Here is a 21827-nt window from a genome sequence, read left to right on the forward strand (position 1 = left end):
TAACTTTTCCAGGCAACTAATCCTTTGCTTCCGCCGAGTTGTCAGTAACGTTGGCGCTGAAGGCGTACTTTTTTCCTGGTTCATCAAACGGAAATGATTTTCGGGGGGTTAATTTGAGGGAAAGGGAATTCGGCACAGTGCTTGTCAATTGTTATTCGCCACCTTTTCATTTTTCGCTTTCACTTTTTTTGCTTTAGTTATGAAACTCTCTACTCGCTGTATGGTCCTGCTGGCGGCGCTGCTGCTGCCCTTGGCGTCGGCTTTTGCCACAACGTTCACCGTCACGGTTGGCAGTAACTTTTATTCGCCTCTGACGGTCAATATCCAGACCGGGGACGTTATCCATTTCGTTTTGCAGGGTGGGGTGCATCCCACGGTGGCGGAAGACGGCGCGTCCTTTGCGCCGTTTACGCTGCTGACCAGTAGCCCAACCCGGGATATCACGTTCAATACGGCCGGTGCCATCCCATACTACTGCACGGCGCACGGCGCACCGGGCCAGCCGCTGGGCCAGGGCATGAATGGCTTAATTAACGTGACCCAGCGCGTCACCACGGCCACGCTGGATGCCCGGGCGGCGGGCCTCGAACTGAGTGTGTACCCCAACCCCAGCCACGGCCAGGTAACGGTGCAGCTCAACCAGAAAATCGGCGCGGGCAGCACTTACCAGCTGCGTCTGAGCAACATCATCGGTCAGGAAGTGCGCACCGTAGCTCTCAAGCCCGAACTAACGGCTGGCATGTCGATTGATTTGAGTGAGCTGCGCACCGGCGTGTACTTCTACAGCCTGGTGGTAGATGGCAAGGTGGCCAGCACCAAGCGCCTCGTGTTGCAGAACTGAACCAGCTTCGGCTAATTGTTTGACCAAAAAGCAGCCCTGGGCTGCTTTTTGTGTTTCTAGCCCGAATTGGTTTCGCGCAAGCATCAGTGCAACGGTGCATTGCCTACTTTTGCCTTTTCACCGATTTGCTCGTTGCTTCTTCCGGTAGTGTGCGGCTTGCGCATTTGCCGGTGTCTTGTGTCCCATTTGTTTCTATGCGCTCCTTTAAAAGCCTGAACAACCTCGTCGGCTGGCTCGTGTTTGCCATCGCCGCCGTCACCTACCTGCTCACCCTGGAGCCCACGGCTTCGTTCTGGGACTGCGGCGAGTTCATTGCCTGCTCCTACAAGTTGCTGGTGCCCCACCCTCCGGGGGCGCCCACGTTCCTGCTGCTGGGCCGCCTGTTCTCGCTGTTCTCGTTCGGTGATGTGACCAAGGTGGCGGTGCTCGTCAACGCCCTCTCGGGCCTGAGTAGCGCCTTCACCGTCCTGTTTTTGTTCTGGATTATCACCCGCATGGCCCGCAAGATGGTGCTGCGCGAGGCCACGGGCAACAGCGGCCTCGCGGCCGAAGCCATCGAGCCGAGCGGCTACCAGAGCCTGCTCATTCTGAGCGCGGGCGTGGTGGGCGCGCTGGCTTTCGCGTTCTCCGATTCGTTCTGGTTCAATGCCGTGGAGGGCGAGGTGTACGCCATGTCGGCCCTCTGCACGGCGGCCGTGGTCTGGATTATGCTGAAGTGGGAAGCTCACTCCAACGAAGCCGACTCGGATAAGTGGCTCATTCTGATTGCCTACGTCATCGGCCTCAGCATTGGGGTTCACTTGCTGAATCTGCTCACGCTGCCGGCGCTGGGCTTCATCTACTACTACCGCCGCACGGCCAATCCGAGCGTGAAGGGCGGCATCATTGTGATGGTGGTGAGCATGATTATCGTGGGGTCCATTCTGGTGGGCATCATTCCGGGCCTGCCCACGCTGGCCGGGGGCTTCGAGGTGTTTTTCATCAACACCGTGGGCCTGCCCTTCAACTCGGGCCTGTTCATCTTCCTGATTGTGTTTATCGGGCTGATTTGGTTTGGCTTCCGCCTCTCCTTCCAGCGCCGCAGCCAGCTGCTGAACACGGCCATGCTGTGCTTCACGTTCATCCTGATTGGCTATTCGAGCTACCTAATTGTGCCGATTCGCAGCTCCTTCCAGCCCACCATCAACGAAAATGACCCCGAGGATGTGCTGAGCTTCGTGAGCTACCTCAAGCGCGAGCAGTACGGCTCACGGCCCCTGCTCTACGGCCCGCAGTTCAACGCCCAGCCGGTTGATTATAGTGAGGGTGCCCCCCGCTACGCCCGCGACCTCAAGACCAACACCTACAAGGAGATTCTGCCGCGCCAGCAGGAGCCCGTGTACCGCGACGAGGACAAGATGCTGCTGCCCCGCATCTACAGCTACGAGCCCGACCAGATTGCCAACTACAAGAAGTGGGTGGATATTCAGGACGGCGTGAAGCCCACGATGGGCCAGAACCTGGGCTTCCTGATGCGCTACCAGATGGGCCACATGTTCTGGCGCTACTTCATGTGGAACTTCGTGGGCCGCGAGTCCGACGTGCAGCAGGCAGGCGTGGTCACGCCGCTCAGCCCCAGCGCGAAGTCGCTGCCGCCGCGCATCGGCGAGAGCCCGGCGCACAACAACTTCCTGGCCCTGCCGCTCATCCTGGGCCTCATTGGCCTGTGGTTCCAGAGCCGGCGCGACAGCAAGGATGCCTGGGTAACGGGCCTGCTGTTCCTGATGACCGGCCTGGCCATTGTGATTTACCTCAACCAGCCGCCGCGCGAGCCGCGTGAGCGCGACTATACCTTCACCGGGGCCACTTTCGCCTTTGCCATCTGGATTGGGCTGGGCGTGCTGGGGCTGGCCGAATTGTTCGGCAAAGCGGTGAAGGCAGACGGCCTGCGGGCCGGCCTGGCCCTGGCCGTGGGCCTGCTGATTCCGGGCATCATGGCGGCGCAGGGCTGGGACGACCACGACCGCTCCGACCGCTACAACTCGGTGGATTCAGCCAAGAACCTGCTGAATTCCTGCGCCCCGAATGCCATCCTGTTCACCAACGGCGACAACGACACCTTCCCCCTCTGGTACGCCCAGGAGGTGGAGGGCTTCCGCACCGATGTGCGCGTGGCCGTGCTGAGCTACCTGAACACCGACTGGTACATCGCCCAGATGAAGCGCCGCTCCTACAAATCCGAGGGCTTTCCCATCTCGATGCCGGCCCCGGCCTACGCCCAGGGCACCAACGACATGCTGCCCTTCGCGGCCAACCCGGCCGTGCCGAGCGTGAACCTCAAGGAATTCATCGAGCTGGTGAAGAGCAACAACCCGCTGCTGCAAGTGCAGTACCAGGAAAACGGCCCGATGATGATGTCCTTCCCGACTCCTAACTTCTTCCTGCCCATTGATACCACGGCCGTGAAGAAGCTGAACATCATCCCCAAAGGCCGCGAAAACCAGCTCGTGGACCGCATGGAGTGGAGCATGGGCAAGCGCGCCATTGAGAAGAAAAACCTAGTGATTCTGGACATGATTGCCACCAACAACTGGCAGCGGCCCATCTACTTCAGCAGCACCGTGGCCCCGAGCGACTACATGAACCTGCAGCCCTACTTCCAGCTGGAGGGCATGGCCTACCGCCTGCTGCCCCTGAAGGACCCGAACTACGACCCCCGCTCCGGCGACGAAGGCTACGTGGAAAAAGACCTCACCTACCAGCGCCTGCTGAAGGATTTCAGCTACCGCGGCCTGCAAAACCCGACCATTTTCTACGACGAAAACAACCTGCGCTTCCCGGCCAACTACCGCGACAAGTTCGCCCGCCTGGCCAACGCCTACCTGGCGTCCAACAACTTGGCCAAGGCCAAGGAAGTGGCCGACAAAGCCTTGGAATTGATGCCTGACAACGCGATTCCCTACGACTACTATTCGCCCCAGCTGGTGCCCGCCCTGGTAGCGGGCGGCGAAAAAGCCAAAGCCGACCAGATTCTCGACACCATGACCCAGCGCTCGGAGCAGATGCTGGCCTACTACGCCACCAAGGCCGACGGCAGCCTGTTTGAGGACGACCAGCGCGGCTACCTTCTGGGCCTGCAAAGCGTGTACCGCGCCGCCGAGCAAGCCGGCGACAAGCCCCGCAGCGAAAAGGCCCTGGGCCTGATGAACCAGTACTACCCGCGCTAATCCGGCGTTCGGTTTGAAGTAGAAAAGGCCGGCCCGCGTACGCGGGCCGGCCTTTTCATTTTACGGAGGATGGGTCTTTGTTGCCCAAGCATGGCCGGACGCGTGCGTATGGCCTATCTCGCTGGCTCAAGTATAAGTGGACGCACGCGTCCGGCTCATCTCATCGCCCCAGGTAATATCGGACGCGTGCGTCTGCCTATGCTTGGGGTTCCAAGCATAGGCAGACGCACGCGTCCGGCCTTGCTTAGGCTGCTTTAGGGATAGCGGCGGGCTTTTTGGCAGCGGTTCGGTTGGGCAGGCTGGCAAAGTCGAAGTACTGGCGGGCCTGCTGGGGCTGGCGGCGGTGGGCGTAGCAGGCGGCGGTATGCACATCGTAGAGGGCCTCGGCTACGGCCCGGGCGGCGGGGCCGAGGTCGGTGATGGTTTGCTGCAAGTTGGTGCGGGCCTTGGTTTTGGTGGTGCTGGCTTGCGCGTAGACCGTGAGCAGGGTGCGGGCCGGGCTGGCCTGGGCCTGCACGGCCTGGTCTTCGGCTTTTTCCAAGGCCTCGGTATAGGCCGTGAGGCGGGTGAGGCGGTCCTTGACCAAGGCCTGGGTGAGGCCGCCGAGGTTGTCGGGGTAGTAGGTGGCGCGCTCGGCCGCGTGGTCGAAGAGGTAGGGCTTGAGCACCTTGACGTCGGTGGCCTGCACGAAGGTTTTAAAAGCCTCGTAGGCCTTTTGCTCGGCGCTGGTGCCGGCCTGGCGGCCCCCGCCCTGCCCCTGGCGGGCCACCATATCGTGCCGCAGCCCGGCCACGGCGGCCGTGAGGGTGGCCTGCTGCCCGGCAATGAGGGCATCAACATCGGGCGCGGCCACGGCCGTGGCCGTGAAATCGCCGAAGGCCGCGAGGCCCTCGCGGGAGGCCTTCAGGTGGAGGAAAAAGTTCTCGTACTTGTCGCTCTGATAATCTTTCATGCGTTCAGAAAGGGAGATGGGAAAGGAGATTGGGACAAACGGTGCAGCCAATACCGGGGCGGAGGAGCCGCAGAAACAAGAGTAGCAAAGGGCCCTTGGGACGGCCGGAGCACAGACGGTGCGCTGGTCAGCCCAAGGGCCCATTCTGTCTGCGGGAACTTCCAGGGGTGCTAGTGCTGCACCCGCACCTGGCTGCGGGTTATGTGGCCGTTTTGCTCCACTACCAGGTAGTAGAGGCCGGTAGACAAGTTGGCCGTAGCAAGCTTGCTTTCAGCCGGCGTGTGGGTGCGGCTCACCTCGCGGCCCTGGGCGTTGTATAGGACGGCGGTGCGGGATACTCCCACTTCGGTCGTTTCGGGGGCGGCCAGGTTCAGTACCGCATCGGCGGGGTTGGGGTAGGAGGCAGGCTGCTGTTTGGCCACCCGGCCGGCACAGCCGGCAACCTGGTATACATTGGAGGTCACGGAACTACCATTGCAGGAGCCTGCGCCGGTCAGCACGATGGAAATGTTAAAGTCATTCACGGTGACCTGGAAGGCTGCCGTGCTGGTGTAGAATGTCCGGGTGCTCGCGCCGGTGTTGCGGTAGGTCGTGATGGTGCCGGTATAGGGCGGGGGTACATTGAAACCGTTAGCAAGCAGATAGATTGTTTCGGAGCACGTGTAGTTGGGCGAGTTGGGTTGCGTCGCGTCTCTTGCCGCCGAGCCATCCTTGGTTGTGGAGGCAACGCGGCTGTAAGCGGGGTCGTTGGTTATCACCAGGTCGCCGCCGGTCACCGCTGCATTGGTGCTGAGGGAGCGGCTGGTACAGGCATTGCCGATGGTGGCAACAACCTGGACGTTCGTCGAAGAGCCTACTGGTGCAGTCACCGCAAAGGTGGAGCCCATACCGGTGGCGGGGGTTGCGCCCCCGTTGGCCTGCCACGTCACGGTGTAGCCAGCCGGCAAGTTGTTCACCGCATACGTTCCGGTGCTGCCTGGGCAGATGGAGGTAGGCCCGCTGAGTGTCGCCTGCTGGCTGAGGTCGCATTCCGTGGAGCAGGCGGGGGCGTTCAGGGCCGTGCTACCAGCCGGCCGCTGCATCTCGTTAAAAATCCATTCGCTGTTGCGGGGCGTGAACGTCAGGTGGGGCATGCTGCTGGTTTCCTGGGCCACATAGCGGGCCACGTTGGGAGCACTGGGGTTGTTGGTGATGTTGTTGATGTACTTGGCAAAAGCCGTAGACGCCGTCACCGTTGGCACATCGAGCGCACTGAAGCTGGGCACAAAGCAGATGTTGCCGTTGTAGAGATTGGTGCGGAAATAGGCCGCGTACACGCCGTTCAGGCTACCAAAGTCGAATCCACTGGCGCAGCCACCGGCCTGCTGAACCGGGTTGGCGGTGCCCCCGGGCAGCGTTTCGTACGGCAGGGTGTTGGCAGGAGATTGTGCCGATTCCTGCAGCAAGTGGAACCGGATGGGAATGGTGACGCAAAACGGGCAGTAGCCAATGCGAATTTGGTATTCCAGCCGAAGGTCTACCCGGCTCACCGTAGCGCGCTGCCCGTAGGCCGGCAGGCCGTAAGAGGCAAACTCACCGGTAACGCCGTGCGCACCGGGGCCAATGGGAGAAGCGGAGAACAGGGCTCCCGGCAGCAGAATTGCCAGGGAAGACTGTGCAATCTGAACGCCCACCGGGGTGTTCTGCGCATTGCCGCACTGCGAGCCGTTGCTGACCGCTACCACATCGTAAGGGGCGGAACCGGAGAACGTAATCATTGGCTGGTAAATACTCGCAATGAAGGTATTGGCCCGGATATCGCTACGGCCATTGTAGGCGTTGAGCAGGGAAAGCTGTTGCGTGGCAGGCTGGTCGAGCACCCGCACAGTGGCGCGAATCTGGCTAAGCATGTCGGCCAGGCTATTGCCGAACAGGAAGGGCACGTCGAAAGAGCGCGTCAGGGATTGGACGCCGACGGGGTTGTTGGCCCCACGCTGGGGGCTGTCTTGCAGCACCAGCAGGCGGGTATGGGGGTCGTCGTTGGAGCGCTTAGCCATTTCGGCCAGCCCGTAGCGCGACACCAGGCCGCCCATCGATTGGCCCATCACCACGTTCTTCTCGCCGGTCGCCTTGCCACCTACTTTGTTCTGATTAACCAGCCGAATCACGGCCTCAAATAAATGCGCATTGCGCACAATATCATCTGTACCGCGGGCATTGTCGATGTACACAATGTCGTAGCCGGCATTCAGCAGGCTCGTCCTAAAATTGCCAGTACTCGGAGAAGCAAAATCCTTGTCAATATTCTCGAATAACGCCGTAATGTCATTATTTGGATTATTGCACTTGCGCAGTTCATCGGCAATGTCAAATAGGTTGTAGCCTTCGGAAATGATGAATGGCTTGGTCCATTGCGTATGCTTAACTCCGCCCGGCCCGTTGCCGAACACAGTGTAGACGGTGCCGCCGGAATGCTCCGCTCCTGACGTGTAGCTGGCCCCAATGGGTAATTCGCCGTCACAGATAGCGCAATTCGTGGTGCCCGTGGTGCGCAAAGCAGCGGCAACACTCCACACGTCGAAGTTGAACCAGCTTTCAACGGTTTCATAGTAGCCTAGTCCCGGCGCGGGCTTCTGCCCTTCTTTTATAGGCGGGGAACCGAAGCCACTATGATAGTAGATGAACTTCACTTTTACGCGCTTAGTCCCAGAGTCCGAGTAGGTTGTGGTTATCGACTGGTTCCAGGTGGCGGACTGGTAGCCGTTACCATCGCCAAAGTCGAGGTAGATGCTGGAAGGAGCACTGCCATCTCCAGTAAGGTAGAGGTTACGGCGAAACAGAAAAGAAACCGTGTTGGTGCGGGCCCGGGAAATGACTGGAGCAGCCGCAAACAGTACCTGCGTTTGGTAAGGGCTTTGCGAGCGTCCGGCCACATCGTACACCTGCTCGTTTTGCACCGTAAGCAAATTGTCTTGCAACGCTCTGGGCTTAATACTGGCGTAAGGGAGGTACTGCACCGATATTGGAATAACATTGCCCGTAGCAGCCGCATCGAGCCGGGCGTTGTAGGTCTTCACCGTCGGCAGGGTATCCTGTCCGTACACCAGGGCACTGTGGGTCACCAGGCGCAGGTAGCGTAGCACATCCATGTCGGTGAGGTTGGAATCGGCCAGTACCCCACTGTAGGAGCGCATATCCAGCAGGTGTGCTCCGGCTTCGTAGAGGTAGCCAGTGGGCACCTGGCTTTTGTCCACGTTAGCGAAAATAGCGGCGAGCTTGAGCTGCAGCGAATCGGACCCGCTGAGTTGAGCCCGGGCCGGGTTGGCTCCCAGCAACCCGCAGGCGATGAGGAGTAACAGGTAAATTTTTTTCATGAGCGGGAAAAGGGTTGAGAAATAAAATTGATTTTGAGAAATGATACTTCAGCTGCCTATGGAGACGTCCTTGCATGACGCGCACCGGGCCGCAGCCCAGCCGGACCAAGGCGGCGGAGTCGGAATGGCCCGGTAATGCCGGTAATGCCGGCGAGGCCGGCCGGGCAATGGTGAGGGCTTCCTTGTGGTAGATAGCGGTGGCTCGCCCACTCAAATCGCACCTTTTAACGCCGGGTAAGTCCCGGCTAAATGTTGCTTGGGGGTGGCCCTAGCCGCCCGGAATTGTTACTTCAGAGAATTGGGCGAGGGAAACGAAAAAACAGGATTCTGACAAGCAGTAAAATCAGTTTTCAGGCCCTGGCAAGCGGTGCCAATACCATGTTGCGGGGTAGCGCGGCAGCATTTTCTATTGTTGTCGATTCAAAAGTATTTGGACCCCGACACCCGCTAAAAAATATTACACCACCTCACTCATTGGCAGGACCAACCACCCGAACCCCCCTATTTCTGCGGTACGCTCCAGCTATCCTCACCGCACGCGGACCGTATTTCTCCTCACCAAAACGTCTGGCTGGACCGTGGCCGGCACCGCCCAGGGCAGATACCAGCCGTTCCGGCAATCGGCCAAGGCCCGCAGTGACACCAGCGAGCAGGTATATTCGTTTTATGACGGAGGCAGAATTGCTATGTGTACCAGTGAGGCAAGTACATCAGCCACTCAACACTTCTGGCCGGCCGGGCCGTCTGGTTTTGTGCTGATTAGACGGTTAAGCAGGTCGGCCTTTCGGCCCCTTCGCTCCTCAGCCAGCGGACTGGACGCTGTGGCAGAGGGGCTCTAACAGCTGTTGCTAATTCATAAATAGGTCTTTATAACTTCTTATCCGTAGTGCCTGCTATGCCCCTCCCCCCGCGCTCCTGGTTTCGCCTCGGCTGGCTGCTGCCGCTGCTCTGCGCCTTCGCGCCCCTGGCCCCGCGCCCCGACTACGCCGGCCTCTACCGCGACGCCCCGCACCTGGCCGTGGACACCCGCCGCGAGAGCGACAGCCTGCGCCTCTACCTGCGCCTGCCCGCCCCCGCCCGCCTGGGGCCGGGCCACCCGCTGCGCCTCACCGCCTGGCCCAGCTACGAAGCCAGGCTGCCGCTGTGGCAGGACAGCATCGCGCGCCGCCAGCAGCACCCGCGCCCCGAGGCCGATGGCAGCCTGCGCCTCAGCTTCTGCATTGCGGCGGCCCGCGTGCCCGCCGGGACCATTTTGCAGCTCACCACCGCCCCCACCGATACCAAAGACGACTACCAGGAGCCTGGCACCACCGCCTGGCTGCGCCTGACCGAAGCCGTACTGGCGCGCCCCTTCGTGCTCACCGACTCGGTGGGGCTGCCGCTGGCCCGCCGCTACGTGCGGGCCGGCGAAACCTTCGGCGTGGACAGCTACGGCCTGATGCAGCCCGTGCGCTGGAAGCGCTACGCCGTGATACCCTCCCCCGCCCTGCCGCCCATGACCAGCCCGGCCGCCATGCCCGCCGGCCCGCGCCTGCTGCCCGTCCTCGACTCGGCCGAGGCCCGGCCCGGCGGGCCGCTACGCTTCCGCGAGCCCGGCCTGTATGCGCTGAAAGTGGGCGGCGCGGGCGGCATGCCCCCGCGCACGCTGGCCGTACTGGTAGGGGCCAACAACTACCCCGCCCTCACCACGGCTTCGGAGCTGATTGAGCCGCTGCGCTACCTCACCACCAGCCAGGAGCGCCAGCGCCTCACCGATGCACCCGACCCCAAGCGGGCGGTGGATAAATTCTGGCTCGACATCGCCAAAGGCAACCAGCGGCAGGGCAAGGAATTGATTCGGCAATTCTACGGCCGAGTCACGGCGGCCAACCGTCTTTTCGCCGCTCATAAAGCCGGCTGGCTCACCGACAGGGGCCTGCTGTACGTGGTGCTGGGGCCGCCGCCGAGCGTGCGGAGGCTGTTCAACGGCGAGGAACGGTGGTTTTATTCCGAGGGCGGGCTGGACGGCGGGCCCATCACCTATACCTTCCGGCCCCGGCCGAGTACCTTTGCCCCTGATTACTACGAATTGGTGCGCCGGCCCGAGTACGAGTTGCTCTGGTATGCCGCCGTTGAAAAATGGAGAACCCCACTGACCGCCCTGACCGGCCCGAACGCCCCAACCGACCTGCCCGCCCGGTAGCCGGCCGCCGCTTTTACGACGGTGCCAACCGCCCCGTCACCCCGAAACAGTTCCGCCCCGACCGCGGCGGCGCTGAGTTCGACGAACGCCCCGCCCGCCCCAAAGGCCGCGGCGGCTCCGACAACCGCGACGACGCTCCCGGCGACCGCGGCGAAAGCCGCCCGCCCTACCGCGAGCGCAGCGAAGGCAGCGAGCGCGGCAGCAACGCCGGCGGCGAGCGCCCCCGCTACGAAAACCGCGCTGCCCAGACGGCCAGCATCGACATGCTATTTGGTCTGCGCCCCATTCAGGAAGCGCTGAACGCGGGCCGCACGCTGGAAAAGATTTTCCTGCTTCGCGGCACCAAAAACAGCCTCGTGACGGACATCTCGGCCGCCGCCCGCGCGGCCGGTATCCAGGTGCAGCTGGTGCCGGTGGAGAAGCTCGACAACCTGACCCGCAAAAACCACCAAGGCGCAGTCGCCTTCGTGTCGCCCATCGACTACGCGCCGCTCGACACCATCGTCACCGGCCTGTTTGAGGAAGGCAAAGTGCCCTTCCTACTGCTCCTCGACCGCGTTACCGACGTGCGCAACTTCGGGGCCATCGCCCGCACGGCCGAGTGCCTGGGCGTGCAGGCCATCGTAGTGCCCAGCCGGGGCGCGGCCCAAATCAACGGCGACGCGCTGAAAACCAGCGCCGGTGCGTTGAACATCCTGCCAGTGTGCCGCGAGGTGAGCCTGCACGAAACCATCCGCTTCCTCCAGCAGTCCGGCATCACCGTGGTGGCCTGTACTGAGAAAGCCGACGAAGCCGTAGGCGCGGCCGAAGTTGATTTCACCGGCCCCGTAGCCATCCTCATGGGCTCGGAGGAAGACGGCATCTCGCCCGACCTCCTGAACCTGGCCGACGTGAAGCTAAAAGTGCCCATGAGCGGCCAGATTCAGAGCTTGAACGTGGGCGTAGCCGCCGGCATTATGATGTTTGAAGTGGCCCGCCAGCGGGTGAATGCCTAGCTGATGAACTGATAGCCCCAGCGGGACGACATATCGGTAGCAATCCGTACCTGCGGCATTTGAGAAGCCCCAGCGGGGCGACATTCGTTGAACGAGTGTCGCCCCGCTGGGGCTTTTGCTATTTAGGTCGGTTATATTATATACTACCGATATGCCGCTCAGCTGGGGCTATCAGATATATTTCGGGCTGGGCCTAATTATACCCGCCGCCCTTCTTCGCCTTCACGTCGGCCACGAAATCCTTCACGCGCTGCTCCTCGCTGCGCTTGCAGATGAGCAGCACGTTGTCGTACTCGGCCACGATGTAATCCTCCAGGCCCTGCACTACTACGAGGCGGTCGGCGGGGGTTTTGATGACGCAGCCGGTGGTGTCGTAGAGCAGCACGTCGCCGCTCACCATGTTGTTGTTTTCGTCGTGGTTGCCGATGCGGTGCAGCGAATCCCAGGTGCCCACGTCGCTCCAGCCAAAATCTGCCGGCAGGACGTACACGTTGTCTGCCTTTTCCATCACGCCATAGTCGATACTGATGTTGCGGCAGCGCGAGTACGCCCGGCTAATGAAATCCTCCTCTTCGGACGTGCCCAGCTGGTCGGCGCCTTCGTCGAACACCTCGGCAATGTCGCTCAGGTAGTTGTGGAAGGCGTTGATGATGACCTCGGCGCGCCACACAAACAGGCCGGAATTCCAGAGAAAGTCGCCGCTGTCCACAAACATGCGGGCTAGTTCCAGATTGGGCTTTTCGGTGAAGGTTTTCACCTTGTGCAGCTGGCCGCCGGGCAGGCTCTGGTCGTCCATGTACTGGATGTAGCCGTAGCCGGTATCGGGCCGCGAGGGCTGGATGCCGAGGGTGATGAGCACGTCGCTGGCCCGGGCGGCGGCCACGGCAATGCCGATGAGGCGGCGAAACTCGTCTTCGCGCAGCACGGCGTGGTCGGCGGGCGTCACGATGATGGTGGCGTTCGGGTCGCGTTGCGCAATGCGGTAGCTGGCGTAGGCAATGCACGGCGCGGTGTTGCGGCCAATGGGCTCGCCCAGAATCTGGTCGGCCGGCAGCTGGGGCAGATGCTCTTGCACCAGGTCCACGTAGTCGCGGTTGGTCACCACAAACACGTTTTCGGGCGGGCATACGCCCTTAAAGCGGTCCACGGTGAGCTGGAGCATGGAGCGGCCCGTGCCCAGCACGTCATGAAACTGCTTGGGATGGTTGGTGCGGCTGAACGGCCAGAACCGGCTGCCAATACCGCCAGCCATGACGACGATGTAGGTGGAATTCATTGAGCAAATGTAAAGGAGAACCGGGTACGGGAGATGCTACTAATTACTCAATAAATATTATATATTAAACAAAATATATAATCAAACCAGCCCCTCGCGCAGCAAGTCGTGCAGGTGAATGAAGCCGGCAAACTGCCCGTTCTCCGTAACCACCAGCTGCGTAATGTTACGGCTTTGCATCCGGGCTAGGGCTTCGGCGGCGAAGTCTTCTACATCGATAGTAGCGGGCCGGGGCGTAAGAATGTCACGGGCCTTGAGCTTTTCCAGGTCCGAGAAGCTGCCCAGCATCCGGCGCAGGTCGCCGTCGGTGATGATGCCGGCCAGTTGGCCGGTGGCATCGAGCACGGCGGTGGCCCCGAGGCGCTTGCCCGATATTTCCAGCAGCACGTCCTTCAGCGGCGCGTCGTCCTGCACCTGGGGGCGCTGGTTCTGGCGGCTGAGGTCGCCCACTTTCAGGTAGAGACGCTTGCCGAGGGTGCCGCCGGGGTGCAGGCGGGCAAAGTCGGCGGCGGTGAACTGGCGGCTTTCGAGCAGGCACACGGCCAGGGCGTCGCCCAGGGCCAGGGCGGCCGTGGTGCTGGTGGTGGGGGCGAGGTTGTTGGGGCAGGCCTCCTTGGTCACGGGGGCGTGCAGCACGTAGGTGGCCTGCTGGGCCAGATAGGAGTCGGCGTTGCTCACCAGCGCGGCCAGCGGCACGCCCTTGCGGCGCAGCAGCGGCACCAGCACCTTGATTTCAGGCGTGTCGCCGCTCTTGCTGATGGCGATGACGAAATCCTCCGGCTGAATCATGCCCAGGTCGCCGTGAATGGCATCGGCGGCGTGCATGAACAGGGCGGGCGTGCCGGTGCTGTTGAGCGTGGCCACGATTTTGCCCGCGATGTGGGCGCTTTTGCCAATGCCGGTGACCACTACGCGGCCCTTCAGTTGCAGGATGGCTTGCACGCAGGCCACGAAATCGGGGGTGGCGGCCAGGGCATCGGCCACGGCGCGCACAGCGTCGGCTTCCTCATAGAGCACCTGGCGGGCAATGGCAAGCACATCGGCGGCAGCTGGGGCCGCGCCGGGCGTGGCGTTCTCAGAATAAAGGGTCACAGGCATGAGTGAGACACGGAAGGTTATTGCAAAATTGGGGGAAAGAAGCTTAGCCAGTTGCCAGCCGGCAAAACCAGCTTGCGGCCGCTTCCGCATAATTTACACGAAATCACGCGGCAATTGCGTTGAATCGAACAGGTCGCTACTTCGGAAACAGCTTGTTCCCACAGATGGATGGGGTCGGAAGCACGAAGTTTCCCAATAGCTTCTTCCCCAGCCAGAGGAGGCAGCAATATGACTAAATTGTTTTCCACAATTCATGAAAAACACCATTTTTCATGCTAAAAATTGGGGCTATTGCTTATCTTCGTTATGAACCGCTAGTCGGTACGCCTTTCATTAGTGCTTTCGTCCTATGTCATCAGTTGCCCTCCAAGAAGCCCCGGTCCTCACGGCCGATTTGAAACATACACTTAAAGAGGTATTCGGCTACGGCCAGTTTCGGGGTACGCAAGAGGCTGTTATTCAAAACGTGCTGGCCGGGCACAACACGTTTGTGATTATGCCCACCGGCGCGGGCAAAAGCCTGTGCTACCAACTGCCGGCCCTAGTGGTGCCGGGCACGGCCATCGTCATTTCGCCCCTCATCGCCCTGATGAAGAACCAGGTCGACCAGCTCGGGGCCTTCGGCGTGAATGCGCAGGTGTACAATTCGACCCTGACCAAAACCGAGATGAAACGGGTGCAGCGGGACGTGATGAGCGGCGAGGTGCGCCTGCTCTATGTGGCTCCGGAAAGCCTGACCAAGGATGATACCATCGATTTCCTGCTAAAGTCGACCATCAGCTTCGTGGCCATCGATGAGGCCCACTGTATTTCGGAGTGGGGCCACGATTTCCGGCCCGAGTACCGCAAGATTCGCGGCATTATTGATAACCTGGGCGGCAACGTGCCGATTATCGCCCTCACGGCCACGGCCACGCCCAAAGTGCAGCTGGACATCCAGAAGAACCTGCACATGGATGACGCCAGCGTCTTCAAAACCAGCTTCAACCGCACCAACCTCTACTACGAGGTACGCGCCAAGCACAACACCAAAAAGCAGCTGATTCAGTACGTGAAGCTGCACAAGGGCAAGGCGGGCATTATTTATTGCCTGAGCCGCAAGAAGGTGGAGGAAATTGCCGAGTTGCTGCGCGTGAACGACGTGCGCGCCCGCCCCTACCACGCCGGCCTCGACCAGCAGGTCCGCATCGACAACCAGGACGCTTTCCTGAACGAGGAGTGCGACGTGATTGTGGCCACCATCGCCTTCGGCATGGGCATCGACAAGCCCGATGTGCGCTTCGTGATTCACTACGACGCGCCCAAATCCATTGAGGGCTACTACCAGGAAACCGGCCGCGGCGGCCGCGACGGCCTGGAAGGTAACTGCCTGATGTTCTACAGCTACGACGACATTCTGAAGCTGGAGAAGTTCAGTAAGGACAAGCCGGTGACCGAGCGCGACAACGCCCATCAGCTGCTGGCCGAGATGACCAACTACGCCGAAAGCGCCGTGTGCCGCCGCCGCCAGCTGCTGCACTATTTCGGCGAGCAGCTGGACACCGACTGCGGCTTCTGCGACAACTGCCGCCACCCCAAGGAGCGGTTTGAGGGCGAAGCGGCCGTGGGCCTGGCCCTGCGCGCCACCGTGCAAACGGAGGCGCGGTTCAACCTCAACCACATTGGGCAGGTATTGCTGGGGCTGAATAATCCGCACATTGAGAGCTACGCGCACAATGCGCTGCCGGTGTACGGCCAGGGCAAAGAGCTGGGCGACGCGCAGTTCTGGCACTCGGTGTTGCGCCAGTGCCTGCTGAATGGCTTTCTGGAGAAGGACATCGACAGCCTGGGCCTGGTCCGCATCACCGATAAGGGCATCGATTTCATTGAGAACCCGCGCTCCATCACGCTCACCAAGGACCACAACTTTGATGAGGAGCAGAAGGCCGACGAGGAGAAAGTAGAGGAGCAGCACGCCGCTGGCCACGACGAAGCCCTGTTCACGCAGCTAAAAGAGCTGCGCAAGCAGGTGGCCAAGCAGAAAAACCTGCCCCCCTACGTCCTCTTCCAGGACCCGAGCCTGAAGGAGATGGCCACCACCTACCCCACGTCGCTGCACGACCTCACGCACGTATCGGGCGTGGGCCAGGGCAAGGCCCAGAAGTTTGGCGCGCCGTTCGTGGCCGCCATCAAAAAGTACGTGGAAGACAACGACATCGAAACTGCCGAGGACGTGGTGGTGAAGTCGGCCGTGAACCGCTCGAAAATCAAAATCTACGTCATTCAGCAGATTGACAAGAAGATGATGCTGGAGGACATTGCTTCTTCGAAGGGCATTTCGATGGGCGAATTGATGGAGGAAATCGAGCACATCTGCTACTCGGGCACCCGCCTCAACATCGACTACTACCTGGAGGACATGGTGGAAGAGGAAGTACGGGAAGAAATTTACGACTATTTCATGTCGGCCAGCACCGATAATATTGCCGTGGCGATGAAGGAACTGGGCGACGATTTCACCGAAGAGGAATTGCGCCTGGTGCGCGTGAAATTCCTAAGCGAAGTGGCGAATTAAGCCGCGTTGATTTAATTGACAAACAAAAAAGCCGCTCCAATTGGAGCGGCTTTTTTGTTTTCTGGCACGCTTCCCGACGTTCTCATCACAAACCCTGTTTGGTTAGCCGCGTATTGCAGGAGTGCTTAGCGCGCAGCCTGGCAAGTGCTTTTTGAATTCATAATATGTGGATTGTCTTTGCGTTACTGGCCGCTTTGGCTTCGGCTTCGGTGGTCACGCTATCGAAAGCCGCGATTAAGGAGGTGCCGCCCAGCCTGGTGTTTGCCATTGAGGCGGTGTTGATTTTGCTGGTGTCGTGGGCCACGGTGCTGTTTCAGGATTTGCTGCCGGATATCGCCAAAATTGAGCGTAAGACCTGGCTGGTGCTGGTGGTGGCGGGTGTACTCACGGCCGTGTCGTCGCTGCTCGTGTTTCGGGCGCTGTCCCTTGGCGATGCCTCGCGGGTGTCGCCGCTGACCAATATTTCATTGGTATTTTCGGTGACGCTGGCGGCCATTTTCCTGCGGGAAAAGCTTACCTGGCAGGTGATGCTGGGTACCGGCCTGATGGCCAGTGGTGCCATCCTGATTGCGACCACCAAGCCAGCCGACAAGGACGAAAACACCAAAAAAAATGGTCGTCCCGCAAGCGGAGCGACCATCTACGAATCCAAGCCAGCGGCTTAGCTCAACTTAGCAATACTCTTCAAAAGCGCCTTGCAGGTTGTTCACGATGCGCATGGCATCGGAGCCTTCAATATGGTAGCGCTCAATCATATGCACCAACTCGCCGTCTTTGAACAGGGCGATGCAGGGCGATGAGGGAGGATACGGCAGCAGGTGCTCGCGCATTTTGGCTACGGCATCGGTTTCCATGCCGGCGAACACCGTCACGAGCTTTCCGGGCTTTTTGTCGGCGCTGGCGAGGGCCATTTTGAGGGCGGGGCGGGCTTTGGCGGCGGCGCAGCCACACACCGAGTTCACGGCCACCAGCACGGTGCCTTCGTTCGAAGCCAACGCGGAATCAACCTCCTCGGCGGTCATGAGCTGCTCGAAACCTACTTCGGTGAGGTCCTGGCGGATGGGGGCCACCATGTATTCGGGATAAACTGCCATTGTCGTAAATATTATTTAAAAAGCGGCGGGGCCGCGTACGGGTACAAAAGTACGGGATAGGCGGCACTGTCCCACATAAGTTCGCAGTGGCCCAAAAGGTTCGGGTGATGAATGTGGTGCGCAGCCGCTAGCTTTAACTCAATGAATTAAAGCGTTTTTACAAATATTTGATATATCTTGGCGAATCACAAACCTTTCTCACCTTTTTACTATTTTTTTCTGCGTATGAAACTTCGTTTACCATCCTCGCGGCTGGGCCTGAATGTGCTGCTGGGCCTGATGGCCTGGGGCGTTTTTGGCCAGGCTGCACTGGCCCAGGTACAGCCACGGCCCACGGCCGAAGTGCTGCGCGCCCAGCGCAAACCCGTGGCAACGCCCATTCTCAAAGCCCCCGCCAAAGCCAGCCCGCGCCTCGACGCCGAACTGCAGCGCCTGATGGTGCAGGCAGGTGGCACCGGCCAGACGGAAGCGCTTTCGGCCAGCCAGCTGCGGGCCAGCCACCCGCAGCTGCGCTTTGGCCAGCAGGCGGGCCAGCCCACGGTGCTGGTTCACATCACGGCCAAGGACGTGGCGGCGCTGCTGCCGGCTTTGCAGAGCCGGGGGTTCGAGGCCACGGCCTCTAACCCAAAGCTGCATTTTGTGGAAGGCATGCTGCCCATCAGCCAGCTGTCCGCCGCCGATGCGCTGAGCAGCAATGGCTTGCTGGGCATCATGGCCTCCTTTGAGCCCGAAACCGATGGCGGACTGGTCACCAGCCAGGCCGACTACGTGCTGGAAGCGGCCCGCGCCCGCGCCACCCGCCCCAAGCTGGTGACGGGGGCCGGCGTAACCATTGGCGTGCTCAGCGACTCCTTCAACTACCTGGGCGGGGCGGCCACGGACGTGGCCTCGGGCGACCTGCCGGCCGCCGGCGTGCGCGTGCTGGTCGAGAGCAGCGCGACCGACGAAGGGCGCGGCATGTGCCAGCTCATTTACGACCTGGCCCCCGGCGCGGCGCAGGTGTTCAGCACGGCCAATGGCGGCGAGGGCACCTTTGCCCAGCACATCCGCGACCTAGCCAGCACGGCCGGTGGCAGCTGCAAGGTGATTGTGGACGATGTGCGCTATTTCACCGAGCCATTCTTTCAGGATGGCGTTATTGCCCAGGCCGTTACCGATGTGGTGAGCACGCTGAACGTGGCATATTTCGCCTCGGCGGGCAACTATGCCGACAAAAGCTACGAAACCACCGCCCCGCAGTTTGTGGCCAACGCCAACGGCGTGCGCTGCCTCAATTTCGACGCCTCGGGCGCTACCACCGACCTCACGCAGCGCATCACCATCGCCAGCGGGGCCACATTCTACCCGGTGCTGCAATGGTCCGACCCGTTTTACACCACCACCGGCGTGCGGACGGACCTCGACATGTTTATTCTGGGCGTAAGAAGCACTGGCGTCGTGGACACCGTGTTCCGGAGCAACGCGCGCAACCTGCTCACGCAGACGCCCATGGAGCCTATTTTCTTCGCCAACTCGGCGGCCACCGGCACCACTACCTTCGATTTGGTCATCGTCTGGAAAGCCGGCATCCAGCCCACCCGCCTGAAGTACGTGAACCGGGGCAGCGCGAGCCCTTCGGAGTGGCTCACCGGCAGCCACACGTCCTACGGCCACTCTTCGGCCGCCGAGGCGTTTGCCGTGGCCGCCGTGCCCTACTACAACCAGCGCGTGCCCGAAAGCTTCACCTCCAAAGCCGGGCCGATAACCTACCTGTTCTCGCCCACCGGCGTGGCGCTGGGCACCGCAGTGGTGCGCCAGAAGCCCAACGCCGCCGCCGTGGATGGCACGAACACCACGTTTTTTGGCAGCGACTACGAAAACGACGGCTTCCCGAACTTCTTCGGCACCTCGGCGGCGGCCCCGCACGCGGCGGCCGTGGCCGCGCTGCTGCGCTCGTCGGAGCCGGCCCTCACGCCTACGCAGGTTTACAGCCGCTTGGTGGGCAGCGCCCGCCTCATCGGCGCGTCGGCCACCGATGCGCTGACCGGCCCTGGCCTGATTGATGCCTTCACGGCCCTGTACGGCCCCGTGGCGGCGGCTACGCCGCCCGTGGCCGAAGACCTCGAAAAAGGAGCCCTGCCGGTGAGCTGGAACGTGAACGGCTACGGCGCGGCCCGCCCCCAGGTATCGACGTTGGCCCCGGCCTCGGGCGTGCAGAGCTTGGTGCTGGATGCGTATCCGGGCATCAACTCGGTATTTTCGCTGAACGAGGCCACCCTGTTTTTGCAGGGAGCCACGGCCAGCAATTTGCAGCTGACGTTCCGCGAGCGCAAGTTCGCGGCCGAAACGGATGAGCTGATGCCCGCGCAGTTTACGGGCCGCAGCAACACCGACGGCGTGGCCCTGAGCGTGGACGGCGGCACCAGCTGGTACCGCGTCTTCGACCTGACCGGCACCAACGCCACCACCACGTTCCAGACCAAAACGGTGGACCTCACGGCCTTCGCCACGGCCAACAGCCTCACGCTGGGCAACGACATCCGCCTCAAGTTTCAGCAGTATGGCCGCGGCGGGGCCACGGCCACCGCCGGCACCGGCCGGGCCTTCGACGATATTGTGGTGGGCAGCCGCACGCCCGCGCCTGCCCCGCTGTACGTGTATAGCCTGCCCACTACCGGCTGCCCCGGCCTGCAGGTGCAATACACCGATTCGTCGCTGTTTCGCCCCACGGCCTGGGCCTGGACGTTTGCGGGCGGCACGCCGGCTACTTCCACCCTGCGCAACCCCAGCGTGACTTACAACACGCCCGGCCGCCACAGCGTGATGCTGAGCGTGAGCAACGCCGCCGGCACCGTGGCCCGCACCGATACCGGCGTGGTGGTGATAAACGGCCGGGCTCCGGTGGCCACCATCACCAACACCAGCCTCGTCATCTGCCCCGGCGAAATTGTCACGTTTGGCAGCACGGCCGTGAATTGCCCCGGCACCTACGCCTGGAGCCTTCCGGGCGGCTCGCCCGCCACCTGGACTACCGCCACCCCGCGCGGCGTGAGCTTCGCCACGGCCGGCAACTACACCGTCACCCTCACCGTGAGCAACGCCTACGGCAGCACCACCAGCTCGGTGGTGGTGGAAGTGGGGGGCAAAGCCCCAACGCCCACCATTACGAGCACCAACCCCAGCATTTGCCACGGGAGCGCAGTCACGTTTGGCAGCACCACGCTGAACTGCCCCGGCACGTTTGCCTGGAGCTTTCCGGGCGGCTCGCCGGCTACCGCGACGGGTGCCAGCCCCGGCGCGGTGACTTACGCCACGGCCGGTAACTACACCGCCACGCTTGTGGCAACCAATCCGTATGGCAGCACCACTACAACCCTCGTCGTGGACGTGGACGGGCAGATGGCGGCACCATTTATCGAGAATTTCAACTCCTCTACTGCCCTGCCGCGCGGCTGGACGCTCGTTACGCCCACCCCGGCCTATCCCTGGGCCGTGGCTAGCGGAGTGGTTGGAAGCACGGGGACCCTGACCCGCGCCCTGATTGTGCCGTTTGCCAACGACCCCAACCGGGGCGAGCGCATCGCGGTGTACTCGCCGGCCCTCAACCTGACCCGGACCGGGGCTGCCGCGCCCACCCTACGCTTCGACGTAGCTTACCGCCCCTTCTCCAGCACGGCCGGCGGGGCCGTGACCGATAACGACTCGCTCAGCGTGCAGGTAGCTGATGCTTGCACCGGCCTCGTGCTGGGCCGGCCCTACGCCAAAAGCGCCCTCACGAACCTGCCCACCGGGGGCAGCCTGCCCACTTTCACCCCCGCCGCCGCAACCGACTGGCGGCAGGAAACCGTAGACCTCACGCCCTACCGCGGCCGTAGCGTGGTCATTCGCTTCATCGGCCGCAACCAGTACGGCAACAGCCTGTACCTCGACAACGTGCAGGTGAACGACGGCGTGCTGTCCCTGACCTCGGCGGCCAACGCCGTGGGTTTCGAGGCCTGGCCCAATCCCACGCCCAGCGGCGCAGCGCTCAACCTGCGCCTGCCCGCCTTCACCGGCAAGGTGAGTCTGCGGCTGATTGATGCCCTGGGCCGCGTGGTGTGGCAGGATGCGGTGCAGCAAACCGGCGCGCCGCTGGAGCGCACCCTGCGCCCCGGCCTAGCCCCCGGCCTCTACGACTTGCTGTACACGCCGGCGGGCGGCACCCCGGCGGCCCGCCACCTCGTGCTGGAATAGCGGCAACTACATTTCAACAAAAAAAGGCCGGACGATAGTCGTCCGGCCTTTTTTTGTTGAAATG

The 21827-nt window shown here is 61.8% G+C and carries 12 protein-coding genes; 7 read left to right on the forward strand and 5 right to left on the reverse strand.

Features of this window, described 5'->3' with window-relative positions:
* Positions 1-199 precede the first annotated feature (199 nt).
* A complete protein-coding gene (locus tag ACVWYF_RS05795; protein ID WP_457065556.1) occupies positions 200-841 on the forward strand; it encodes a T9SS type A sorting domain-containing protein in 642 nt (213 codons plus the stop codon).
* Between the two features lie 194 nt (positions 842-1035).
* Positions 1036-4047, forward strand: coding sequence for a protein O-mannosyl-transferase family (locus ACVWYF_RS05800; RefSeq protein WP_457065558.1), 3012 nt, complete (start codon positions 1036-1038; stop codon positions 4045-4047).
* A 244-nt stretch (positions 4048-4291) separates the two neighbouring features.
* Here ACVWYF_RS05800 and ACVWYF_RS05805 read toward each other — a convergent pair whose 3' ends face one another.
* Together ACVWYF_RS05805 and ACVWYF_RS05810 are read right to left on the reverse strand one after the other, a co-directional pair.
* Complete coding sequence (locus ACVWYF_RS05805; protein WP_457065560.1) at positions 4292-4999, reverse strand: hypothetical protein; 708 nt, start codon at positions 4997-4999, stop codon at positions 4292-4294.
* A gap of 170 nt (positions 5000-5169) precedes the next feature.
* Positions 5170-8352 carry a T9SS type A sorting domain-containing protein gene (locus ACVWYF_RS05810; RefSeq protein WP_457065562.1) on the reverse strand — a complete coding sequence of 1061 codons (3183 nt, stop codon included), beginning with the start codon at positions 8350-8352 and terminating at the stop codon, positions 5170-5172.
* A gap of 895 nt (positions 8353-9247) precedes the next feature.
* Here ACVWYF_RS05810 and ACVWYF_RS05815 point away from each other — a divergent pair.
* The gene (locus ACVWYF_RS05815; protein ID WP_457065564.1) at positions 9248-10534 is read left to right on the forward strand and encodes a GWxTD domain-containing protein; all 1287 of its coding nucleotides are present in this window, start codon (positions 9248-9250) and stop codon (positions 10532-10534) included.
* Positions 10471-11529 carry a 23S rRNA (guanosine(2251)-2'-O)-methyltransferase RlmB gene (gene rlmB / locus ACVWYF_RS05820; protein WP_457065566.1) on the forward strand — a complete coding sequence of 353 codons (1059 nt, stop codon included), beginning with the start codon at positions 10471-10473 and terminating at the stop codon, positions 11527-11529. Before ACVWYF_RS05815 ends, rlmB begins: the two co-directional genes overlap by 64 nt.
* 193 nt (positions 11530-11722) lie before the next feature.
* On the opposite strand, the gene ACVWYF_RS05825 is transcribed toward rlmB, so the two are convergent.
* Complete coding sequence (locus tag ACVWYF_RS05825) at positions 11723-12805, reverse strand: mannose-1-phosphate guanylyltransferase (protein WP_457065568.1); 1083 nt, start codon at positions 12803-12805, stop codon at positions 11723-11725.
* Positions 12806-12886: 81 nt separating this feature from the next.
* Positions 12887-13903, reverse strand: a complete 1017-nt coding sequence (locus ACVWYF_RS05830; RefSeq protein ID WP_457065570.1) for a KpsF/GutQ family sugar-phosphate isomerase — start codon at positions 13901-13903, stop codon at positions 12887-12889.
* Between the two features lie 349 nt (positions 13904-14252).
* Between ACVWYF_RS05830 and recQ the strand changes: the two genes are divergently transcribed.
* Together recQ and ACVWYF_RS05840 are read left to right on the forward strand one after the other, a co-directional pair.
* Positions 14253-16457, forward strand: coding sequence for a DNA helicase RecQ (gene recQ / locus ACVWYF_RS05835; protein WP_457065572.1), 2205 nt, complete (start codon positions 14253-14255; stop codon positions 16455-16457).
* Positions 16458-16621: 164 nt separating this feature from the next.
* A complete protein-coding gene (locus ACVWYF_RS05840) occupies positions 16622-17122 on the forward strand; it encodes an EamA family transporter (protein WP_457065574.1) in 501 nt (166 codons plus the stop codon).
* Positions 17123-17128: 6 nt separating this feature from the next.
* Here the strand turns inward: ACVWYF_RS05840 and ACVWYF_RS05845 are convergent, their stop codons facing one another.
* Positions 17129-17551: a BrxA/BrxB family bacilliredoxin gene (locus ACVWYF_RS05845; RefSeq protein ID WP_354585522.1), complete on the reverse strand. Its 423-nt coding sequence runs from the start codon at positions 17549-17551 to the stop codon at positions 17129-17131.
* Positions 17552-17776: 225 nt separating this feature from the next.
* Here ACVWYF_RS05845 and ACVWYF_RS05850 point away from each other — a divergent pair, with 225 nt between their 5' ends.
* The gene (locus tag ACVWYF_RS05850; protein WP_457065576.1) at positions 17777-21763 is read left to right on the forward strand and encodes a PKD domain-containing protein; all 3987 of its coding nucleotides are present in this window, start codon (positions 17777-17779) and stop codon (positions 21761-21763) included.
* Positions 21764-21827: the final 64 nt, after the last annotated feature.

The organism is Hymenobacter sp. UYAg731, assembly GCF_054061335.1.